The sequence below is a fragment of the Microcoleus sp. B3-A4 genome (assembly GCF_036705385.1).
In the GTDB taxonomy this organism is placed as follows: domain Bacteria; phylum Cyanobacteriota; class Cyanobacteriia; order Cyanobacteriales; family Microcoleaceae; genus Microcoleus.
The window spans coordinates 12,497-28,266 of the sequence record NZ_JAUBUI010000036.1 but is presented as its reverse complement, the minus strand read 5'-3'; the positions used below and the strand labels follow the sequence as shown (position 1 = coordinate 28,266).

General features: G+C 45.3%; 11 protein-coding genes. 1 reads left to right on the top strand and 10 read right to left on the bottom strand.

Annotation, left to right across the window (positions count from 1 at the left end; translation table 11 throughout):
- Positions 1-46: 46 nt before the first annotated feature.
- The 8 genes from QUB33_RS15980 to QUB33_RS15945 form a co-directional block, all read right to left on the bottom strand.
- The gene (locus QUB33_RS15980; RefSeq protein WP_333351564.1) at positions 47-1,759 is read right to left on the bottom strand and encodes a methyl-accepting chemotaxis protein; all 1,713 of its coding nucleotides are present in this window, start codon (positions 1,757-1,759) and stop codon (positions 47-49) included.
- 128 nt (positions 1,760-1,887) lie between these two features.
- Entirely contained in the window at positions 1,888-3,354 is a 1,467-nt protein-coding gene (locus QUB33_RS15975; RefSeq protein ID WP_333351563.1) for a methyl-accepting chemotaxis protein, read from the bottom strand.
- Positions 3,355-3,607: 253 nt separating this feature from the next.
- On the bottom strand, positions 3,608-4,738 hold the full coding sequence (locus QUB33_RS15970) for a chemotaxis protein CheW (RefSeq protein ID WP_333351562.1): 1,131 nt from the start codon (positions 4,736-4,738) through the stop codon (positions 3,608-3,610).
- Positions 4,739-4,741: 3 nt separating this feature from the next.
- On the bottom strand, positions 4,742-6,301 hold the full coding sequence (locus QUB33_RS15965; protein WP_333351561.1) for a CheR family methyltransferase: 1,560 nt from the start codon (positions 6,299-6,301) through the stop codon (positions 4,742-4,744).
- 497 nt (positions 6,302-6,798) lie between these two features.
- On the bottom strand, positions 6,799-8,565 hold the full coding sequence (locus QUB33_RS15960; RefSeq protein WP_333351584.1) for a R3H domain-containing nucleic acid-binding protein: 1,767 nt from the start codon (positions 8,563-8,565) through the stop codon (positions 6,799-6,801).
- Between the two features lie 145 nt (positions 8,566-8,710).
- Positions 8,711-9,862 carry a circadian clock protein LdpA gene (ldpA, locus tag QUB33_RS15955; protein ID WP_333351560.1) on the bottom strand — a complete coding sequence of 384 codons (1,152 nt, stop codon included), beginning with the start codon at positions 9,860-9,862 and terminating at the stop codon, positions 8,711-8,713.
- 426 nt (positions 9,863-10,288) lie between these two features.
- On the bottom strand, positions 10,289-11,611 hold the full coding sequence (locus QUB33_RS15950; RefSeq protein ID WP_333351559.1) for a four-carbon acid sugar kinase family protein: 1,323 nt from the start codon (positions 11,609-11,611) through the stop codon (positions 10,289-10,291).
- Between the two features lie 191 nt (positions 11,612-11,802).
- A complete protein-coding gene (locus QUB33_RS15945; protein ID WP_333351558.1) occupies positions 11,803-12,471 on the bottom strand; it encodes a hypothetical protein in 669 nt (222 codons plus the stop codon).
- Between the two features lie 96 nt (positions 12,472-12,567).
- Between QUB33_RS15945 and QUB33_RS15940 the strand changes: the two genes are divergently transcribed.
- Positions 12,568-13,740 (top strand): IscS subfamily cysteine desulfurase, encoded by a 1,173-nt coding sequence (locus QUB33_RS15940; RefSeq protein WP_333351557.1) that lies wholly within the window; start codon positions 12,568-12,570, stop codon positions 13,738-13,740.
- Between the two features lie 133 nt (positions 13,741-13,873).
- On the opposite strand, the gene QUB33_RS15935 is transcribed toward QUB33_RS15940, so the two are convergent.
- Entirely contained in the window at positions 13,874-14,896 is a 1,023-nt protein-coding gene (locus QUB33_RS15935) for a glycosyltransferase family 2 protein (RefSeq protein ID WP_445299528.1), read from the bottom strand.
- A 76-nt stretch (positions 14,897-14,972) separates the two neighbouring features.
- A complete protein-coding gene (locus QUB33_RS15930; protein WP_333351556.1) occupies positions 14,973-15,704 on the bottom strand; it encodes a C40 family peptidase in 732 nt (243 codons plus the stop codon).
- Positions 15,705-15,770: the final 66 nt, after the last annotated feature.

Genomic DNA, 15,770 nt, shown 5'->3' with positions numbered 1-15,770 from the left:
GCTTCCTTCTTCCGACTTCCATAGGACTTATTCCTTCAACATCTAACTAAACTACTGATTTTAAATCTTGGGCTGCGTGGTGGAGTTGAGCAATGCCGAGTTTGACTTGAGAAATGCCGGATGCTGTTTCCTGAGTGGCTAAGTTAAGAGAGTTGACTGCTTCAACTACATCCTCAATGGCGGTCGCCTGGTTTCTTGCAGTAAAAGAAATTTGTTTGCTGTTCAAAACAATGCGATCGATCGCCTCTGCCACGCCAGCAAAAGCGTCGGCGGTTTTTCGGGCAATTTTCACTCCATTTTCCACAGTTTTTGTCCCGTTATCCGTCACCGTTGCTGTCGAACGAATCGATTTCTGGATGTCTGCAACTAAAGCATTAATCTTGCTCGCTGATTCCTTGCTTCGATCGGCTAATTTGCCAATTTCGCTGGCCACAACAGCAAATCCTTTGCCACTTTCACCGGCTCTAACTGCTTCGACAGCAGCGTTGACGGCGAGCATATTTGTTTGGTTTGCTAAATCGCTGACTAAACTAGAGATATTGCCAATGCGATCGGTTTGCTCGCTCAAACGCAAAATTTGCTTTTGAATTGCTCCTACATTTTCTGTCAAAGTTGCCATTTCTTTCAAGGTATTGTCTACTGCTTGACTGCCTCCTGCTGTGAGTTTAAGGGCCTGTCCGGCCCCGAAAGCGGCCGCTTCGGCTTGCTCGGCACAAGCTTTGCTTGATTCGCCCAATTCGTCCATTTTAGTAGCAGTTCGCTCGGCAGCATATAGTTGTTGGGTGGCGATGCGTTGTTGCTGTTCGACGGTGACAGCAATTTGCGAGGAAGAAGAGGCGATTGCCCGCACAATTTCATCGATCGAGCGAGTAGTTCGACTAGCCAAAAAAATTGCGGTCGCGCTAACAATAGCAGCCGTCATTCCAACTCCTGCAATCAGAGCCGACAGCAACTCTTTTTGCGGAGCAAATAGATTTTTTGTATCGTTAGCAATAATCACGCTCCAACCCAATTCTGGCATATCTTTTAATGTTTCAATAGGAGCGTAAGTAATGAGTTGCTTAGCTCCATCAATGCGATCGATATCTATGGCACTGTGAATCTTTCTGTTGGCTTGCATTTTGGCAAAAATAGTAAAGTCTGACCGTGCATCTCTACTCACCTGCTGAATTTCTGTTGCTGAGAAAAACTTGCCATTGCCATCTATCAAATGGTATTCCTCTTGTTTTAATTCCTCCGAGTCTCTGGTTAATTTATCTTGGTTTTTCTGAAAACCCTGCTCTAAATAAGCTATAGGGGTGCGAGTTCTGATGACAGCGATAGTTTTTCCTGTATTGATATCGACAATCGGCGCCGCAGCAAAAAAAGCGTATTTGCCATTTATAAATGACTTTCTTGGCTGCACAAGCGTAGGACGATTAGTTTTAATTACTTCCTGAAAATACTCGCGCTTGCCGAGATCTGTAATTGGTTCTCCGCTCGATTGCAAAATAGTATTCCCCTGGAGGTCTGCGACTGCAATACTGTCGTAGCCTTCCGATTCTTTTACATATTTATCTAACAGAGCTTGTTTTTGACTGGTTGATGTTGTTTTGCTGACTCGGGGGTCGTTCAGTATAGCTAAATTAGCTAGTTCCTTAATGTCTAGGTAGCGTTCAAAATTAAAGTGGCTCACTTCATTTCCTGTAGAGATAGCCCGTGATTCTTGGTACTTAATTACGTACTTAGTGAGGTACTCGCTGGCCAATAAATAAGTCATCGCTCCTGTCAATAGAAGTGGGATTGTACTGAGGCAGAGCGCAAAAACAATAGCTTTTATTCTTAAAGACCAATTTCTCACTTTTATTTTCATAATTAAGATTTAATAAATGATAAGTGATAAGTATTCTAAACAACTGCTTTTAAATCTAAAGCAGCTTCATTCAATTTTTGAGTGCCGACTTTAGTTTGACTGATACCGCAAGCGGTTTGGGCTGCGGCTTGATTGAGGGAGTTCATAGCTTGCACTACCTGTTCGATCGCGATCGATTGCTGTTGGGCATTGAGCGAAATTTGCTGAGAACTCAAAACCACATTGTTAATGGCATTGGCAACTCCTGCAAATGCTGCTGCAGTTTCTGAGGCAATATTCACGCCCGATTCCACAGTTTTAGTCCCTTCGTCTGTCGCCATTACCGTTGAGTTAATTGCCCTTTGAATATCCGCAACTAATAGATTAATTTGTGTTCCTGATTTTTTACTGCGATCTGCAAGTTTGCGAATTTCTGACGCTACCACACCAAACCCCTTGCCGTGTTCCCCGGCCCGGACCGCTTCAACAGCAGCATTGAGTGCTAACATATTAGTCTGGTTCGCCAAATCGCTAACTACAGTTGAGATATTACCAATGTGATCTGTTTGTTCGCTCAACTCTATAATTTGTCCTTGGATATCCTGAACTTTAGTTTTCAAAGTTGCCATTGCTTCTAAAGTTTGTTCTACAGCTTTTGTGCCACCTCCAGCTAAATTCAAGGCTTGCATTGCTTGAGCCACTGCTGTTTCGATCTGCTGTGATGTCGCCCTGGAAGAGGCTCCCAATTCGTCCATTGTAGTAGTAGTTTGATTTACTGAAGCTGCTTGCTGACTTGCCATACGTTCCTGTTGTTCCACGGTGGCTGCAATCTCAGTGGAAGAAGAGGCGATCGAGCTAATTGCCCGATCGATAGTTTGGGCAATTCCTGAAGAAATCAGCCAAGCTATACCCGCACCAAACAGCACTAGCAGCACCGAACCAACCAGCAGCGTCGATACCAAAAAGCTTAAAGCTTCCTTCGTCATTTTCGTTTTTTGCTTAAAGATACTTAATTCTGTTTGCCGAAATTCCCCGTTCACTTTTAAAAAATCATTCAGAAAATTTGTGTACTTCCCTGTATTAAATACAGCGGTAGCTTTCGCTGTCTGATTTTGCTGCAATAAGCGAACAATGTCTTCATTACAAGCATCATAATATTGATTGAGTAGCTCTCGCATCCTTTGCAAACGGGTTCTCTGTTCTGGATCTTTAACGGTATGCTCTATATTATTCGCTGACTGGCGAGCCAACTCTGCCCCTGCTTGAAAATCCTTTAAAAACTGCTGATTTTTATTATTAATTAAATAGCCGCGCAGCCCCCGTACCATTTGCTCCGCACCTAGCGATATATTACTTATTTCCTCGACTACCTGCTGTACCCTTTCCGTTTCTTGTAAATTTTTAAACACCTGATTTGTAGTAGCAATAACTAATACGGGGAACCCTAAGTATATAGCGGCTGGTGCTAGATATCCGAACAGCATTTTGTTTCTAATGTTTAAGCGGTTTATTTTAGCAAACATATTTTTCTCCTTGATTTAAGCAAGTGCGTACACGAATTAGGTTCCTTTGTCAAATAGCGCTTGAAAAGCAGATTTGCTATAACTAACTTCTTTAGTTTTGGACGCATTTCAAGATAATCCTCTCAGGCTGAGTCCCGCTGGTTACCAGTCCCGATCTCTGCGTTGGATCGGGATTGCGAAGGAAATGAAGTATCAAGGCAGATGCTTCACTTGACTCATCACACATATGCTTTGCGTAAGTCTTGTTCTTGATTCAAACCTCTTCATCAACAACTACTCCTCCTTTTGTGAGCAGTTTTTGCAAGTTCAGAATAGCCATCATTTTTTCTCCGTAAATAGCTGTCCCCCGTAGATATTCGCGGTTAGCAGAATGCAGTGCTGCCGGAACAGCAGCCATTTCCGACACATTTAAGTATATAATATCTAATATTTCGTCAACAACTATACCAGCGACCAAATCCGCCACTTCAACAACGATCGCCTTAGACAGATAATTTGCCGTCTCCAACATATTTAAAGACATATTTAAAACACTGCGAATATCAATTAGCGTCAAAATTTCTCCCCGTAAATTCATATTTCCCACTATGCGATCGGGAGTGCAAGGAACCGGAGTTACTTGGTTAATATCAGTAAATTCGCGCACTACATCCAAAGGAATACCAAAGTATTCACCATTCAAAACAAACACCGCCAGAGACATATTAATTGCAGCATCATTTTCCCTCTCGCCTCGCAGCCTCAAATTATTAGCCCGCGATTGAAAAATTGCTTTTTCTTCCGGGGTAGCCTGCGGGCGAAAAACGTGACGATTGCTCAAACCTTGAGGATTTTTGGCTAACAATTTTGCATTTATTTGCCACTGTAAACTTTCCGTATCTGACTCACCTGCTATTTGTTGATTACCTGCATTGCTTGGAGAAACAGGCCAGCTTTTCTCTGACTTTTGGGGAGAATATCGAATTAAGCGATCGAGATTCAGCAGCATGATAATATCGGCTTCGCAGCGGGCAAATCCAGCTACAAAATGATGAGAGGCTTCTGAATTGTCTCGCCCGTAAGATAACTGCGAAGTGATGGCATCTTCTGAGAGTTCCTTAACTTCGCGAACTTGATTGACAATTATACCGACTTTAGATTCTTGCCATTCGATGACGATCGTACTATCTGTCAAAGCATACTCCTGCCAAGCGTATCCAAAACGCAGATTCAGATCCATCACGGGCAGAATTTCGCCCCGAAGGTCGATCGCCCCAACAATATCTTGAGGTGCTTCTGCAATTGCTGTCAACTCCGGCAGAAAGAAAATTTCCAGAACATAACAGGCTTCTATACCGCAGAGAAAACCGTTCTGTTCAAAGATAAGATACGGTTTAGTGTCCATATTTTAGTGTACAGTTTCTTTACTGTATAATCTTAACAATTTTTTTTGAACCTCCACCAGCACTTGATTAGCTGTCATTTTACCCTGTGAATCTATGGGAGTGTGTTGCGGTAGTGCTTTCAGGATTTCACAAGATGAATTGTACATTTTAATCGCTCTTTTTACTTGACCTTCTTTATTGTATATATTCCCTAGTTCTATATAAGCTGAAACAAAAGATGGACACATATAAATAGTCCTTTTTAATAAAATTTTTGCTGTTTCCAGTTGCCCCTGTTCTTCAGCAATTTGAGCTTGTAAATAATCAGTAAATACTGAAGCCGGATCTACTTTTCTAGCTCGATTACAGTATTCTATTGCCTGAGAATAATTGCCGGCATTTGCCTGAACTTGAGCGATTAAAAAATAAGCATCAAAATTATGCCCCTGCAAGTCTATTGACTCTTGTGCCTTGTTGATTGCCTCAGCATAAGCTTGATTTTTAAATAATTGTTTAGCCTCTAAAATTAGCATTTGAGGCGTTTTATTTTGAGTATTTTCTGCTATTATTTTTTGTGTAACTGACACGGCTTTGTTCCCCAAGCCATCCTCCAGATAGCGAGAGCGCAGCATCTTCCCCAGCGGATTACTTATTGTTAATACGGGCGGCATCTCTGGAAAATTGCTGTTAGTAACACTAGGTAGCCTCGTTTTTCCTGTTAGCAACTCACCACTATCATCCCCCACAGTATCTGGTTTCGGGAATTCCCGAAATGCCGAGTTGGCTTCCCCTACCGTCACAACCCTAGACTCTATTTGACAGCCTTCCTCCGGTACTGCATCCCGACGCTGATAAACCACCGACTCCGGAAAAATCTTGGGTTGAAACTCGTTCATAATTTGACCGTAAACTTCAGCGTGACCGGTCATTAAATATCCTCCAGGCCTCAGGGTCTTGGAAAATTTTTTCAGTACCAGTGAAATATACTTATGTTCAAAATACACAAAAACGTTTCTACACAAAATTAAGTCTATGTTATAAATATTTTGGTAAATATTAGGAAACTCATCTGTGATTAAATTTACACAGCTAAAGGTTACACTTTGGCGCAATTCTTGATTAATTTGCCAATCATTTTGCCTCTGATGAAAATACTGCTTTTGTATCTGCGGTTCAACCAGGCGAAACGACCAATGACTGTAAACTCCCTGGGGCGCTTTATTAATTACTTTTTCATTAATATCTGTACCTAAAATTAATATTTTCCATTGTTGCCAATCGGGAATCAACTGTTTTAAAACAATAGCTAAAGAATAAGGTTCTTCACCGGTGGAGCAGCCTGCACTCCAGATTCGCAGTGTCGGCTGCATTCCGAAGGTCTTGTGGAAGTTTCTTTTCTGCTCTATCAATTCAGGGAAAATTACTTTTTTTAACAGATCGAACTGTCCTTTATCTCGCATAAAATAACTTTCACTTGTTGTTAATAGCAATATTAATTCTGCCCATTCATTTTTACTGTCAAAACTTCTAGCGGTTAATAGTTTATAATATTTTTCTGGTTCTGCGATGTTTTTTTCTCTCATTCTAGTCAGAATTTTATGAGACAAAACATCTCGCTCTTGGAACCTAATTCGCACACCAATCTCAGTAGTAATTAAGTTAATAAATAGCTGAAGTATGGAATCATTCATGTCAACTCAGGTAGATTCATTTAATAATTTGGGAAGTGGCAACTTTTACTGAGCTTGTGCTGAGTTTGTGCTGAGGATAACCGATAGCCCGCGGCTCGTCAGTTCCCAAAGCCGAAGGGAGCCGAAGGGAAGTGCGTAGCTGAACTATTGAGAATTGGCTAACTTCTAAGCTCGTGTAGTCGAAGAATGGGTAATTGGAAATTGGGGAATTGGGAATTAGAAATCGGGAATTTAGCCGATCGCATTAACAAGAACAGTGTTACAAAACATCATATCAGAAAGTTGCCAGCTACTTAAAAGAAAAAGGCAAAAGGTAAAAGACACAAGCCAGGAAAAAATTATCCCTTCTGCCTTCTACCTTCTGCCTTCAAAGGCACTACTCTCCAACTTTAAGCTGGATATATCCGCAAGCGGCGATTGGGTTCTTCCCCAAAACTGTGGGATTTTAGGTGATAGTGTTCCACAAGTTCGTGCTGCATTTTGCGGACGTTGGGAGAACGGGGCAGGAGTTCCACCGGCTGTCCCTTCGGAATGACAATTTGCTCGACTGCTAAGCGCGTTTCTTCCAAAGCTTCGAGCTCGTCAGAAGAACCGCTGCGGGCGAATAAGGCGAGGTCTGCCACTTCCGGGGTGCCCGGGTCATCCATGTCCAACAGGCGCCGCAAAGCTCTGGCTACGTGGGGAATAGTGGCGGCCTTAATTGTGTGCACGGGAACTTGGCGAGTTTTGGCCAAGTGCCTCAATTTCGACTGGTTCCGAACGTTCGATCGCAAAGCCACAACCACGTCAGCGCTCTCAATATCCTTCGTCAGCAGTACCGGCAGGTTCAGGGTCGAAATCACCTGTTCGAGCTGGTGGCGAGGTATGCCGTAAGGATAAACGTGGAGGGGCAAATCTTCGCCGTTAGGGCCGACATTATGGGAATAGCGTCCGGCCTTGGGTACCGGTTCGACGGACAGGGATTCTTCGAGCAGTTGCTCGAAATACCGAGTCTCAGAAACCGGCGCGCTTTTAGCAGCCAAGTTCTCGCTGGGAGCGGGCATCGGCACCATTTTGCCGGCACTCCGCCACCCTGAGATCGGTGTGACGGGCCGAATTGCCGATACAGCAGCCGGGCCGCTGGAAGCTGCCATCCCCGGAAACCGGGCGGGGGGAGCGGCTGACTCGCGCTCGATAATTATTTCTCCAGTGTCGCTGACGCTTCTGATTTGCTGGTGCGGTTCGCGTCCCCGTAGCAAAGTGTCGATCGCATCTGCAACTCGCTCGTGGATTACCCAGCGCTCGCGTTCGAGCATTTCGATGGCAATTTCAAAAGTTGGCGGTGCTTTGCGCTCCAAAACCGTCTTTTGAGAACCGCGCCGTCTTGCTTCGTCATCTCCCAGCGTCACCGCTTGGATGCCCCCAATTAAATCTGCCAGAGTCGGGTTTTTCATCAAGTTTTCGATCCGGTTCCCGTGGGCGGTACCGACCAACTGCACGCCCCTTTCGGCGATCGTCCGAGCAGCCAAAGCTTCAAGTTCCGTGCCGATTTCGTCAATCACGATCACTTGCGGCATATGGTTTTCCACTGCTTCGATCATGACTTGGTGCTGGAGTTCGGGACGGGAAACTTGCATTCTGCGAGCTCTGCCGATCGCTGGGTGGGGAATATCTCCATCTCCGGCAATTTCGTTGGAGGTGTCGATGATTACCACCCGTTTTTCCAAGTCATCGGCGAGCACGCGGGCAATTTCGCGCAGGGCCGTGGTTTTGCCAACCCCGGGGCGGCCGAGCATCAAAATTGACTGACCGGTTTCCACTAAATCGCGGATAATGCCGATCGTCCCGAACACAGCGCGGCCCACCCTCAAAGTCAAGCCGATAATCTCGCCACTGCGGTTGCGTATGGCGCTAATTCGGTGCAGGGTTTGCTCGATACCGGCTCGGTTGTCGCCACCGAAGTGGCCGACTCGTTCGATGCAATAGTTGAGGTGTGCCTTGGAAACCGGCGTTTGGGAAAGAGGTTCGGCCAAGGATGGAAAACGAGCTTCTGGTCGGCGGCCCAAATCCATGACAATCTCAATGAGATTGTTGCGCTGCGGGTGCTGCTCTAAGGGCTGCCGGATCTCATCTGGCACGATGTCTAATAATCTGTTGAGGTCGTCTGTAATCTGCATTCGCCTCGATGTGTTCGGTGACGTTTTCAACTTTTTAGTCATTAGTAATTAGTAATTAGTAATTAGTCATTAGCCATTAGTCATTACTACCAATGCCCAATGCCCAATGCCCAATGCCCAATTCCCAATTCCCAATTCCCAATGACTAAATTTCTTTGAGCTGGGAAACTAGAGAACAAGCTAAACTCACGGCCTCCGAGAGAAGTTCTGGGACGGCTTCGAGCTGAGGTAGCCGAGATGTTTGAACTCCGGCTCCTGGCCGCGCGACTGCCACCGGAACGGCATAGGCTCGATCGGTCTGCATTGTTTCTAACTGTTCTAAAATTGGCGATAGCAAAACCCTGGCATAGCTGCCGTAAGCTACACCTGCAATGTATGGGACAGGGGGAACTGACAAATTTTTCCCGCCCTCCTTCATCAGCCCGTCGGCTCTCAGCTTGCTGACAGTGTGAGCATTAGTGCCGCCTGCAAGTTGCACGTATCCCGGCAACTGGGCAGCCAAAACTTTTTGACCGAGTTTGACCGCGGCTCTGGTAGTTCCTGTTCCGATATCTCCGCTCATTGGCCTACCGTCGGTTTGCCAAATTAGGGGACAAGGAAGGGGGGAAATTATTTGATACAGTGTCCGCAAATAATCAATCAAACCGTCTCCATCGGGGCAACTAATTGCTATTACCTTGAGTTGACCGACCCAGGGAGCTATACTCGACCAAAGTCGCGCAAAATCTGCCTCTCTGCCTACTTGCGTGTGGATTTCTAGGGCGTCGGCACCGGATTGCAAGATTAAAGGTGCGATCGCGGCGGGAGCAGACACGTAAGAACGAGTATAAATTAGTTGGCTCGGACAAATCGGCAGACAGCGACCGCAGCCATAGCATTGCTGGTCTATCACCCCGGAAAAACCACTGCCAGCACTCTGAAAAACTATTGCTTCGGCTGGACATATTTTTTCGCACGGCCGCCAGCAGTCCGCCGGACAATCGGCTGGGTTGAATTCGGCTTTGCGAAAATGCGGGTCTTCCCCATCATTTAAACTCACCATCAGCAACGGCAACCCTTTGCCGCCAAACCTGCGGTTTTGAGTTCTTGCCTGTAATTCGCTGGCCACTTGTAGGGCTTCTTTCGCTGCGGCGACGGCGGCGGGATCGGCCGCGACATCGATACAGTCAGCGCCTGCTAAGGTGTAAGCCAAGGTGAGATTCCGTACAGCAGGCAGGTGTTGAAAGCTCGCCCCACAGATCAGCTTGAACCAATGGCCATCTTTTAATGAGTTTAGGGGATGATAATATTCTGTCACCCTTATATGCTAATCCTTTGAGCTGAAAATTACTATGTGGAAATTTCTACTTTATTTTAAAATTTAGGCTGCTACGAGCTGGAAACGCTACTGATAGCAGTAGCTCTGGTGCTGTTGGCCCTATATGTAGAGTTCGGAGGTAACTATTTTTGAGAAATCTAATTTTTTTGAGAGTGCCTAACGGTGAGGCGATTTTCAACTTTGCCGATCGGCTTTAGTTACAGACAGACTCTCTATCCTATCATACTTGGGTCGATTTGGCAAGATAAAAGTAAACTAGAGATTTTTTTTGAAGTGACCGTGCAGTGGCACTAGCTATAAAGTTCGATCGAGTATTGAAACCCATCGACCAACCGCAGATGAACATTCTCCTCCCTGACTCGAAGCTAAATTCATCTGGGTTAATCGGCGATTGGTCGAGCTATACTACTTGCTCAGCCGCTTGTAAACCGTAGCCAAAGCATGGCTATCCCCCACATTTCCCGGAAACAAAACCACTGGCAAATTGGGAAACAGAGGATGATCGGCATCGGTTTTCACCACCGAACAACCGGCAATAATTTGACCGATTTGCCTGACACTTTTTAGCGACAAACCTGTACTCAAAACATCATTAGAAGTAATGCCACCCTTGCTAATCAAAAATCCGATATCTGCAGGCAGTCCCCGCACGATATCCATCAATAAAGCAGAAACCGCCTCTCCAAATTTTAATCTAATTTCTGCATTGTCAAATTCGAGTTCCTTGCGGCTGGTATAAATTACAGGCGTTTTGCCATCGGCATGAGAATTGCGGACTTTTTGGAGAATTTCATCGAGCAGTTGGGTGCGATACTCGGGTGAATCTTCTAGCAAGTGAGATACATCTATTTCAATGCTAACTATATTGGGTTCTTTTAACAAGCGCTCCAATTGTTCCGTAGTTTTCTTAACGTGGGAACCAACTATTACTGCACCCGGTTTGCCATCCCTCACATATTTTGCCATTTCGTCGGCTGCTACTGGCTGTGGGCCGAGGTCAGCTAAGGATGTTAAAATACTCGCTGCACTGCGGAATAAAAACTTTTTGCCTTGACGGACTGCATTGAGAATGTGTTTGGCAAATGTGTCTAAATCGCCTTGGCTTTGGCCGTCAACAACTGCACATTGGTTGTCTGTCATGTCCATCAGTCGATCTAAACTTCCGTAGCGAATGTCTCCGAGTAAAATGCGATCGACTGCATCAGCGGGGATGCGACCTTTGGTTTTTTCTTCTACATAGTCTGGCAGGTAACTGTGACTGTACCCGAAGACTGAATCTTTGGCAAATTCAGTTTCGTGTACTGGTGTCGGGACACTGTTAACTATTAGGTAGTGCACGCTGTGGCGGGTAATTCTGCCTCCCTCAAAAAAGGCGGGAATCAGAAAATGAGCGTCGAAGGGGCCAAGTTCTTCGGCGATCACGTCGGTTTCGATGGGATAGTGGCCGCGCAGGGTAGAATCGGAACGGCTAACTATTAGGAAGTCTTCGATTTTTTCGGCGGCGATCGCCCTTTTTAGATTTTGGCACACTTCGCGGGTGACGGAGGCTGCTTTTTCGGGAGTTAGCGATCGAGTATTTGTCAGTATGAAGAAAATCGGGCACTTGTCGCGCAGCCCCAAACGCAGGGTGTCTTCGTCCCAACGTGTCAGCAGCAAGCAACTGTGCACGGTTTGAGAACCAGTCGGATCGTCGTCGAGAACTATAATCTTGGGTTTAACAGAAGACATACTGACCTGGTTGTTAACGTCACCTTTCCAAGATATCCTTACCTGTTACGTAACAGGAAAAAATTTACAATAGTTATGATAGTTTTTCACAATTCTCATAACTTATAATTTGGAGAATGTGTTTGAGTTATATCGGTTCAGCAAGCTGCATATTGCTACTGGGGAAGAGGCGCACGCAGCCGTGTACGTTACTAAGTTTTGCCATTTTTAAAATTAGTAGCGTTTCGATCTTGCAACTTTTTCATTTCTGCTTGAACTCCCACGGCTACCTGCAAAGCTTCGTTGAGCAACCGGCCTTGTTCGCTGGCTCGATCGCTAATTTGCAGGGCATTCAAATTTTTTAAGTTATTGGCAAATAATTCGGAGTTAGTAGCGACAAATTTTTTGTTTTCCCTAAGAATTCTTTCAGTTTTCAAAGCTCGAACTAAATCGTCTCTGATTAGCTGCAAAGCTTGAATAACTTTTGCGCGATCGCCGATTTTGACTTCCGCATTGCCAGCCTCTTCTATCTTGTCATTAATTTCTATCGCTTTGATTATACCATTATAGCGATCGACATCATCAAAAAGATTGATTAAATGTTGGTTTTGCTGGCTGCACCGAATTTTCCAGGCATCCTCAAAGATTAAACCAACTATCGCAGCGAAGTGAAGGGCGAACCACAACAAATAAGCTCTAGGAAATATCGCAACCAGCAGCCAACAACTGATGAGAACCAAAACAATTAAACCGACTGTTTTCAAAGCTTCGCGGGCAAACTTAGTCGCTGTCGCCGGCCGGTATACGCGATCGGGCGCCGCGCCGGTGAGGTGCTTGAGCTCACCGAGAGTAATTTCTAATCCCTGAATGTCAGCTCGCATAAATCTTTACAAATATTTGTTAATTATAAAGTTTTGTAGTAGAACAAGGGGCTCGTCTACAATAAACCTAACACTTTTTTCACCCTAAACTGCACTATGTCCGAACGTCCTATATACCTCGACAACCACGCCACAACCCCCATAGATCCACGGGTACTTAAGGCGATGCTGCCGTATTTCACCGAACAATTCGGCAACGCAGCCAGTATCAATCACGTCTACGGCTGGGAAGCAGAAGCAGCAGTAAAACAGTCACGACAAATCATAGCAGAAGCGATCAACGCCTCCCCAGAAGAAATTGTTTTTACCAGCGGCGCCAGCGAAGCAAATAACTTAGCGATTAAAGGCATCGCTGAAGCTTATTTCAGTAAAGGAAAGCACATTATCACAGTAAAAACCGAACACAATGCAATTCTTGACCCCTGTACCTATTTGCAAAAATTGGGGTTTGACATTACTGTTTTACCGGTGAAAAGCGACGGGCTGATTGATATAGGCGATTTGATCAAAGCGATTCGGGCCGAGACAATTTTAGTTTCAGTGATGACGGCTAACAACGAAATTGGCGTCATCCAGCCGATCGCAGAAATTGCTGCAATTTGTCGCGGAAATGACATTCTTTTTCACACAGATGCGGCACAGGCGATCGGCAAAATTCCCCTCGACGTTGAGGAGATGAATATCGATCTAATGTCCTTGACAGCCCACAAAATCTACGGGCCAAAAGGGATCGGTGCTCTCTACGTGCGCCGCAACAAACCGAGAGTGCAGCTAGCGCCGCAAATGCACGGAGGAGGCCACGAACGGGGAATGCGATCGGGCACTCTCTACCCACCGCAAATAGTTGGGTTTGCCAAAGCAGTAGAATTGGCAATTGCAGAAATGCCGTCGGAAACAGAACGAGTGGTTAATTTGCGGCAGCGTTTGTGGGAAAAATTGAGTGAATTGGGCGATGTTTTTCTCAACGGTCACGCTACGAAGAGATTGCCGGGGAATCTCAATATTAGTGTAGGCGGCGTTGACGGTCAAGCGTTGATGTTGGGTTTGCAACCGGCGGCGGCAGTTTCTTCGGGTTCTGCTTGCACTTCGGCGAAAATATCTCCATCTCATGTTTTAGCAGCGATCGGGCGATCCGACAAATTAGCTTATGCTTCAATTCGGTTTGGTATTGGCCGGTTCAACACCGAAGCAGAAATAGATGCAGTCGCCGAACACGCGATCGCAACTATTACATCTCTCCGACAAGCTCAAAAAGTCAATCAATTTTAGACTTGAGATTTGAGATTTTAGATAAGAGAATTGAAGGTTAGGAAGTAGTTTTGAGTTTTGAGTTTTAAATTATTTAACTTATAACTCAAAACTTTTCCTCTTTTTATCACCTAGTCTAATTGGAATCAACCCCTTATTTAGAACCAAACACCTCGCGCACCCGATAAATCGGTTTTCCCTGCGACTCGTGATAAGTCCGCATCATCACTTCCGCCAGCAAACCAAAACAAAATAACTGCACGCCAGTCAACAGCAAAACCACAGCCAAAATCAGCAAAGGACGGTTCCCAATAATTTGGCCAAAACCCAATTTTAAAACTGTCAAATAAATCCCTAAAACCGTTCCCAAGGTCATAGAACTCAGTCCCAAAAGCCCAAAAACGTGCATCGGTCGAGTCAGGAACTTTTTCATAAAAGAAATAGTTAACAAATCCATCAACACGCGAAAAGTCCGCCAAATTCCGTACTTACTTTGACCGAAACGGCGGGCGTGGTGTCGCACAGGCAGTTCTGCAATTCTCGCCCCTTCAATAAACGCCAAAGCAGGCAAAAAGCGGTGCAATTCGCCGTAGAGATTCAAGTCTGCTACCAACTCGGATTTATAAGCTTTCAAAGAACAGCCGTAGTCGTGCAGAGTTACGCCTGTAACGCGACCAATTAACCAGTTCGCAATTTTAGAAGGAATCAACCTACTAATTGTATTATCCTGCCTATTTTTCCGCCAGCCGCTAACTAAATCGTAGCCTTCATCTAATTTTGCCAACAACAGCGGAATATCAGCCGGGTCATTTTGCAAATCGCCGTCAAGGGTAACAATAGCACGGCCGCGAGCGCGATCGAAACCTGCGGACATGGCAGCAGTTTGCCCGTAATTGCGGCGCAAAATTACAGCACAAAGGTCATCGCGACTGCTGGCTAACTGCTGGAGAAGTTCAGCAGAACCGTCCTTAGAACCGTCATCTACACAAATAATTTGATAGCTGAGTCCAGATGGTTGGATAGAAGAGGCGATCGCCTCAATCAAATGAGGCAAACTTTCCACCTCATTATACACCGGCACCACCACTGAAACGTCGAGAACAACCTCAGCGCCAGCCTGCTGTGCAGCCAATTTTTCCAAAAATAATGCAGCGTCCATTTCTTTGTTAGATAACATCAGTAATCATTAGTCATTGGTCATCAGTCATTAGTCATTAGTTAACAGTCAACCGTCAACAGTCAACCGTCAACAACTAATTAGGCTGATAACTTGCCACAACTTTACCATATCCCCGCAATTGCTGGTAATAAGCTTGACTGACTAGATCGCCATCGTCCGACAAAACATCGATACCGATACCGTTGCGACCTTGTGCTTTTCCCGAACTGTGAATGTAGCGATTATCTCCGAGATACAATCCTACATGAGTTGCTTTTTCTGGCGTACCAAAAAATACTAAATCCCCCGGTTCTAAAGCACTGATACTAACAGGTTTAGTAAAAGCTTCCTGCTGATAAGCATCCCTGGGCAACCAGATACCTGCAGCCACAAACGCCGCTTGCATCAAGCCAGAACAATCATAATTCGGCCCGACTGTACCGCCCCAAAGATAATAATTGGATTGGTTCATAGCCTCACGAGCGAAAGTAATTACTATTGGTAATTTTTCCTTGATTTCCGCCTCAGAAAGCACGAGAGGATGATACACTGTTTCTGTCGGGTCGAGCAACTCAACATCTCGAATATCCAGCCATCCCGGATAATCATCTTCGCACAGCCGCACCATCACAGCCGTTGTATCCCCCTCAACAACTGAGTCTATGCCATTTTTCTCCCCCTTCATAAGCTGGGGGGGGTCAACTACTCGCAAATGTCGCCCCAGCGCTGCTTGAGTTGCCAATCGATCGCACTTTGGGGAATCGTAAATATTTATGTGCGATCGGGTTCGGTACTCCACAACATCAGATAATTGATAATTGGCCATTGCTAATTGCTCATTGTTTGCTGTTAATTGTTCGCATTTAACGATAGATTGCCATTAGCTGCTAGC

Excerpts from the sequence above, each read along its gene's own strand:
- QUB33_RS15980 (WP_333351564.1), bottom strand. The coding sequence starts at position 1,759 with ATGACTTATTTATTGGCCAGCGAGTACCTCACTAAGTACGTAATTAAG.
- QUB33_RS15975 (WP_333351563.1), bottom strand. The coding sequence starts at position 3,354 with ATGTTTGCTAAAATAAACCGCTTAAACATTAGAAACAAAATGCTGTTC.
- QUB33_RS15970 (WP_333351562.1), bottom strand. The coding sequence starts at position 4,738 with ATGGACACTAAACCGTATCTTATCTTTGAACAGAACGGTTTTCTCTGC.
- QUB33_RS15965 (WP_333351561.1), bottom strand. The coding sequence starts at position 6,301 with ATGAGAGAAAAAAACATCGCAGAACCAGAAAAATATTATAAACTATTA.
- QUB33_RS15960 (WP_333351584.1), bottom strand. The coding sequence starts at position 8,565 with ATGCAGATTACAGACGACCTCAACAGATTATTAGACATCGTGCCAGAT.
- QUB33_RS15950 (WP_333351559.1), bottom strand. The coding sequence starts at position 11,611 with ATGTCTTCTGTTAAACCCAAGATTATAGTTCTCGACGACGATCCGACT.
- QUB33_RS15945 (WP_333351558.1), bottom strand. The coding sequence starts at position 12,471 with ATGCGAGCTGACATTCAGGGATTAGAAATTACTCTCGGTGAGCTCAAG.
- QUB33_RS15940 (WP_333351557.1), top strand. The coding sequence starts at position 12,568 with ATGTCCGAACGTCCTATATACCTCGACAACCACGCCACAACCCCCATA.
- QUB33_RS15935 (WP_445299528.1), bottom strand. The coding sequence starts at position 14,896 with ATGTTATCTAACAAAGAAATGGACGCTGCATTATTTTTGGAAAAATTG.
- QUB33_RS15930 (WP_333351556.1), bottom strand. The coding sequence starts at position 15,704 with ATGGCCAATTATCAATTATCTGATGTTGTGGAGTACCGAACCCGATCG.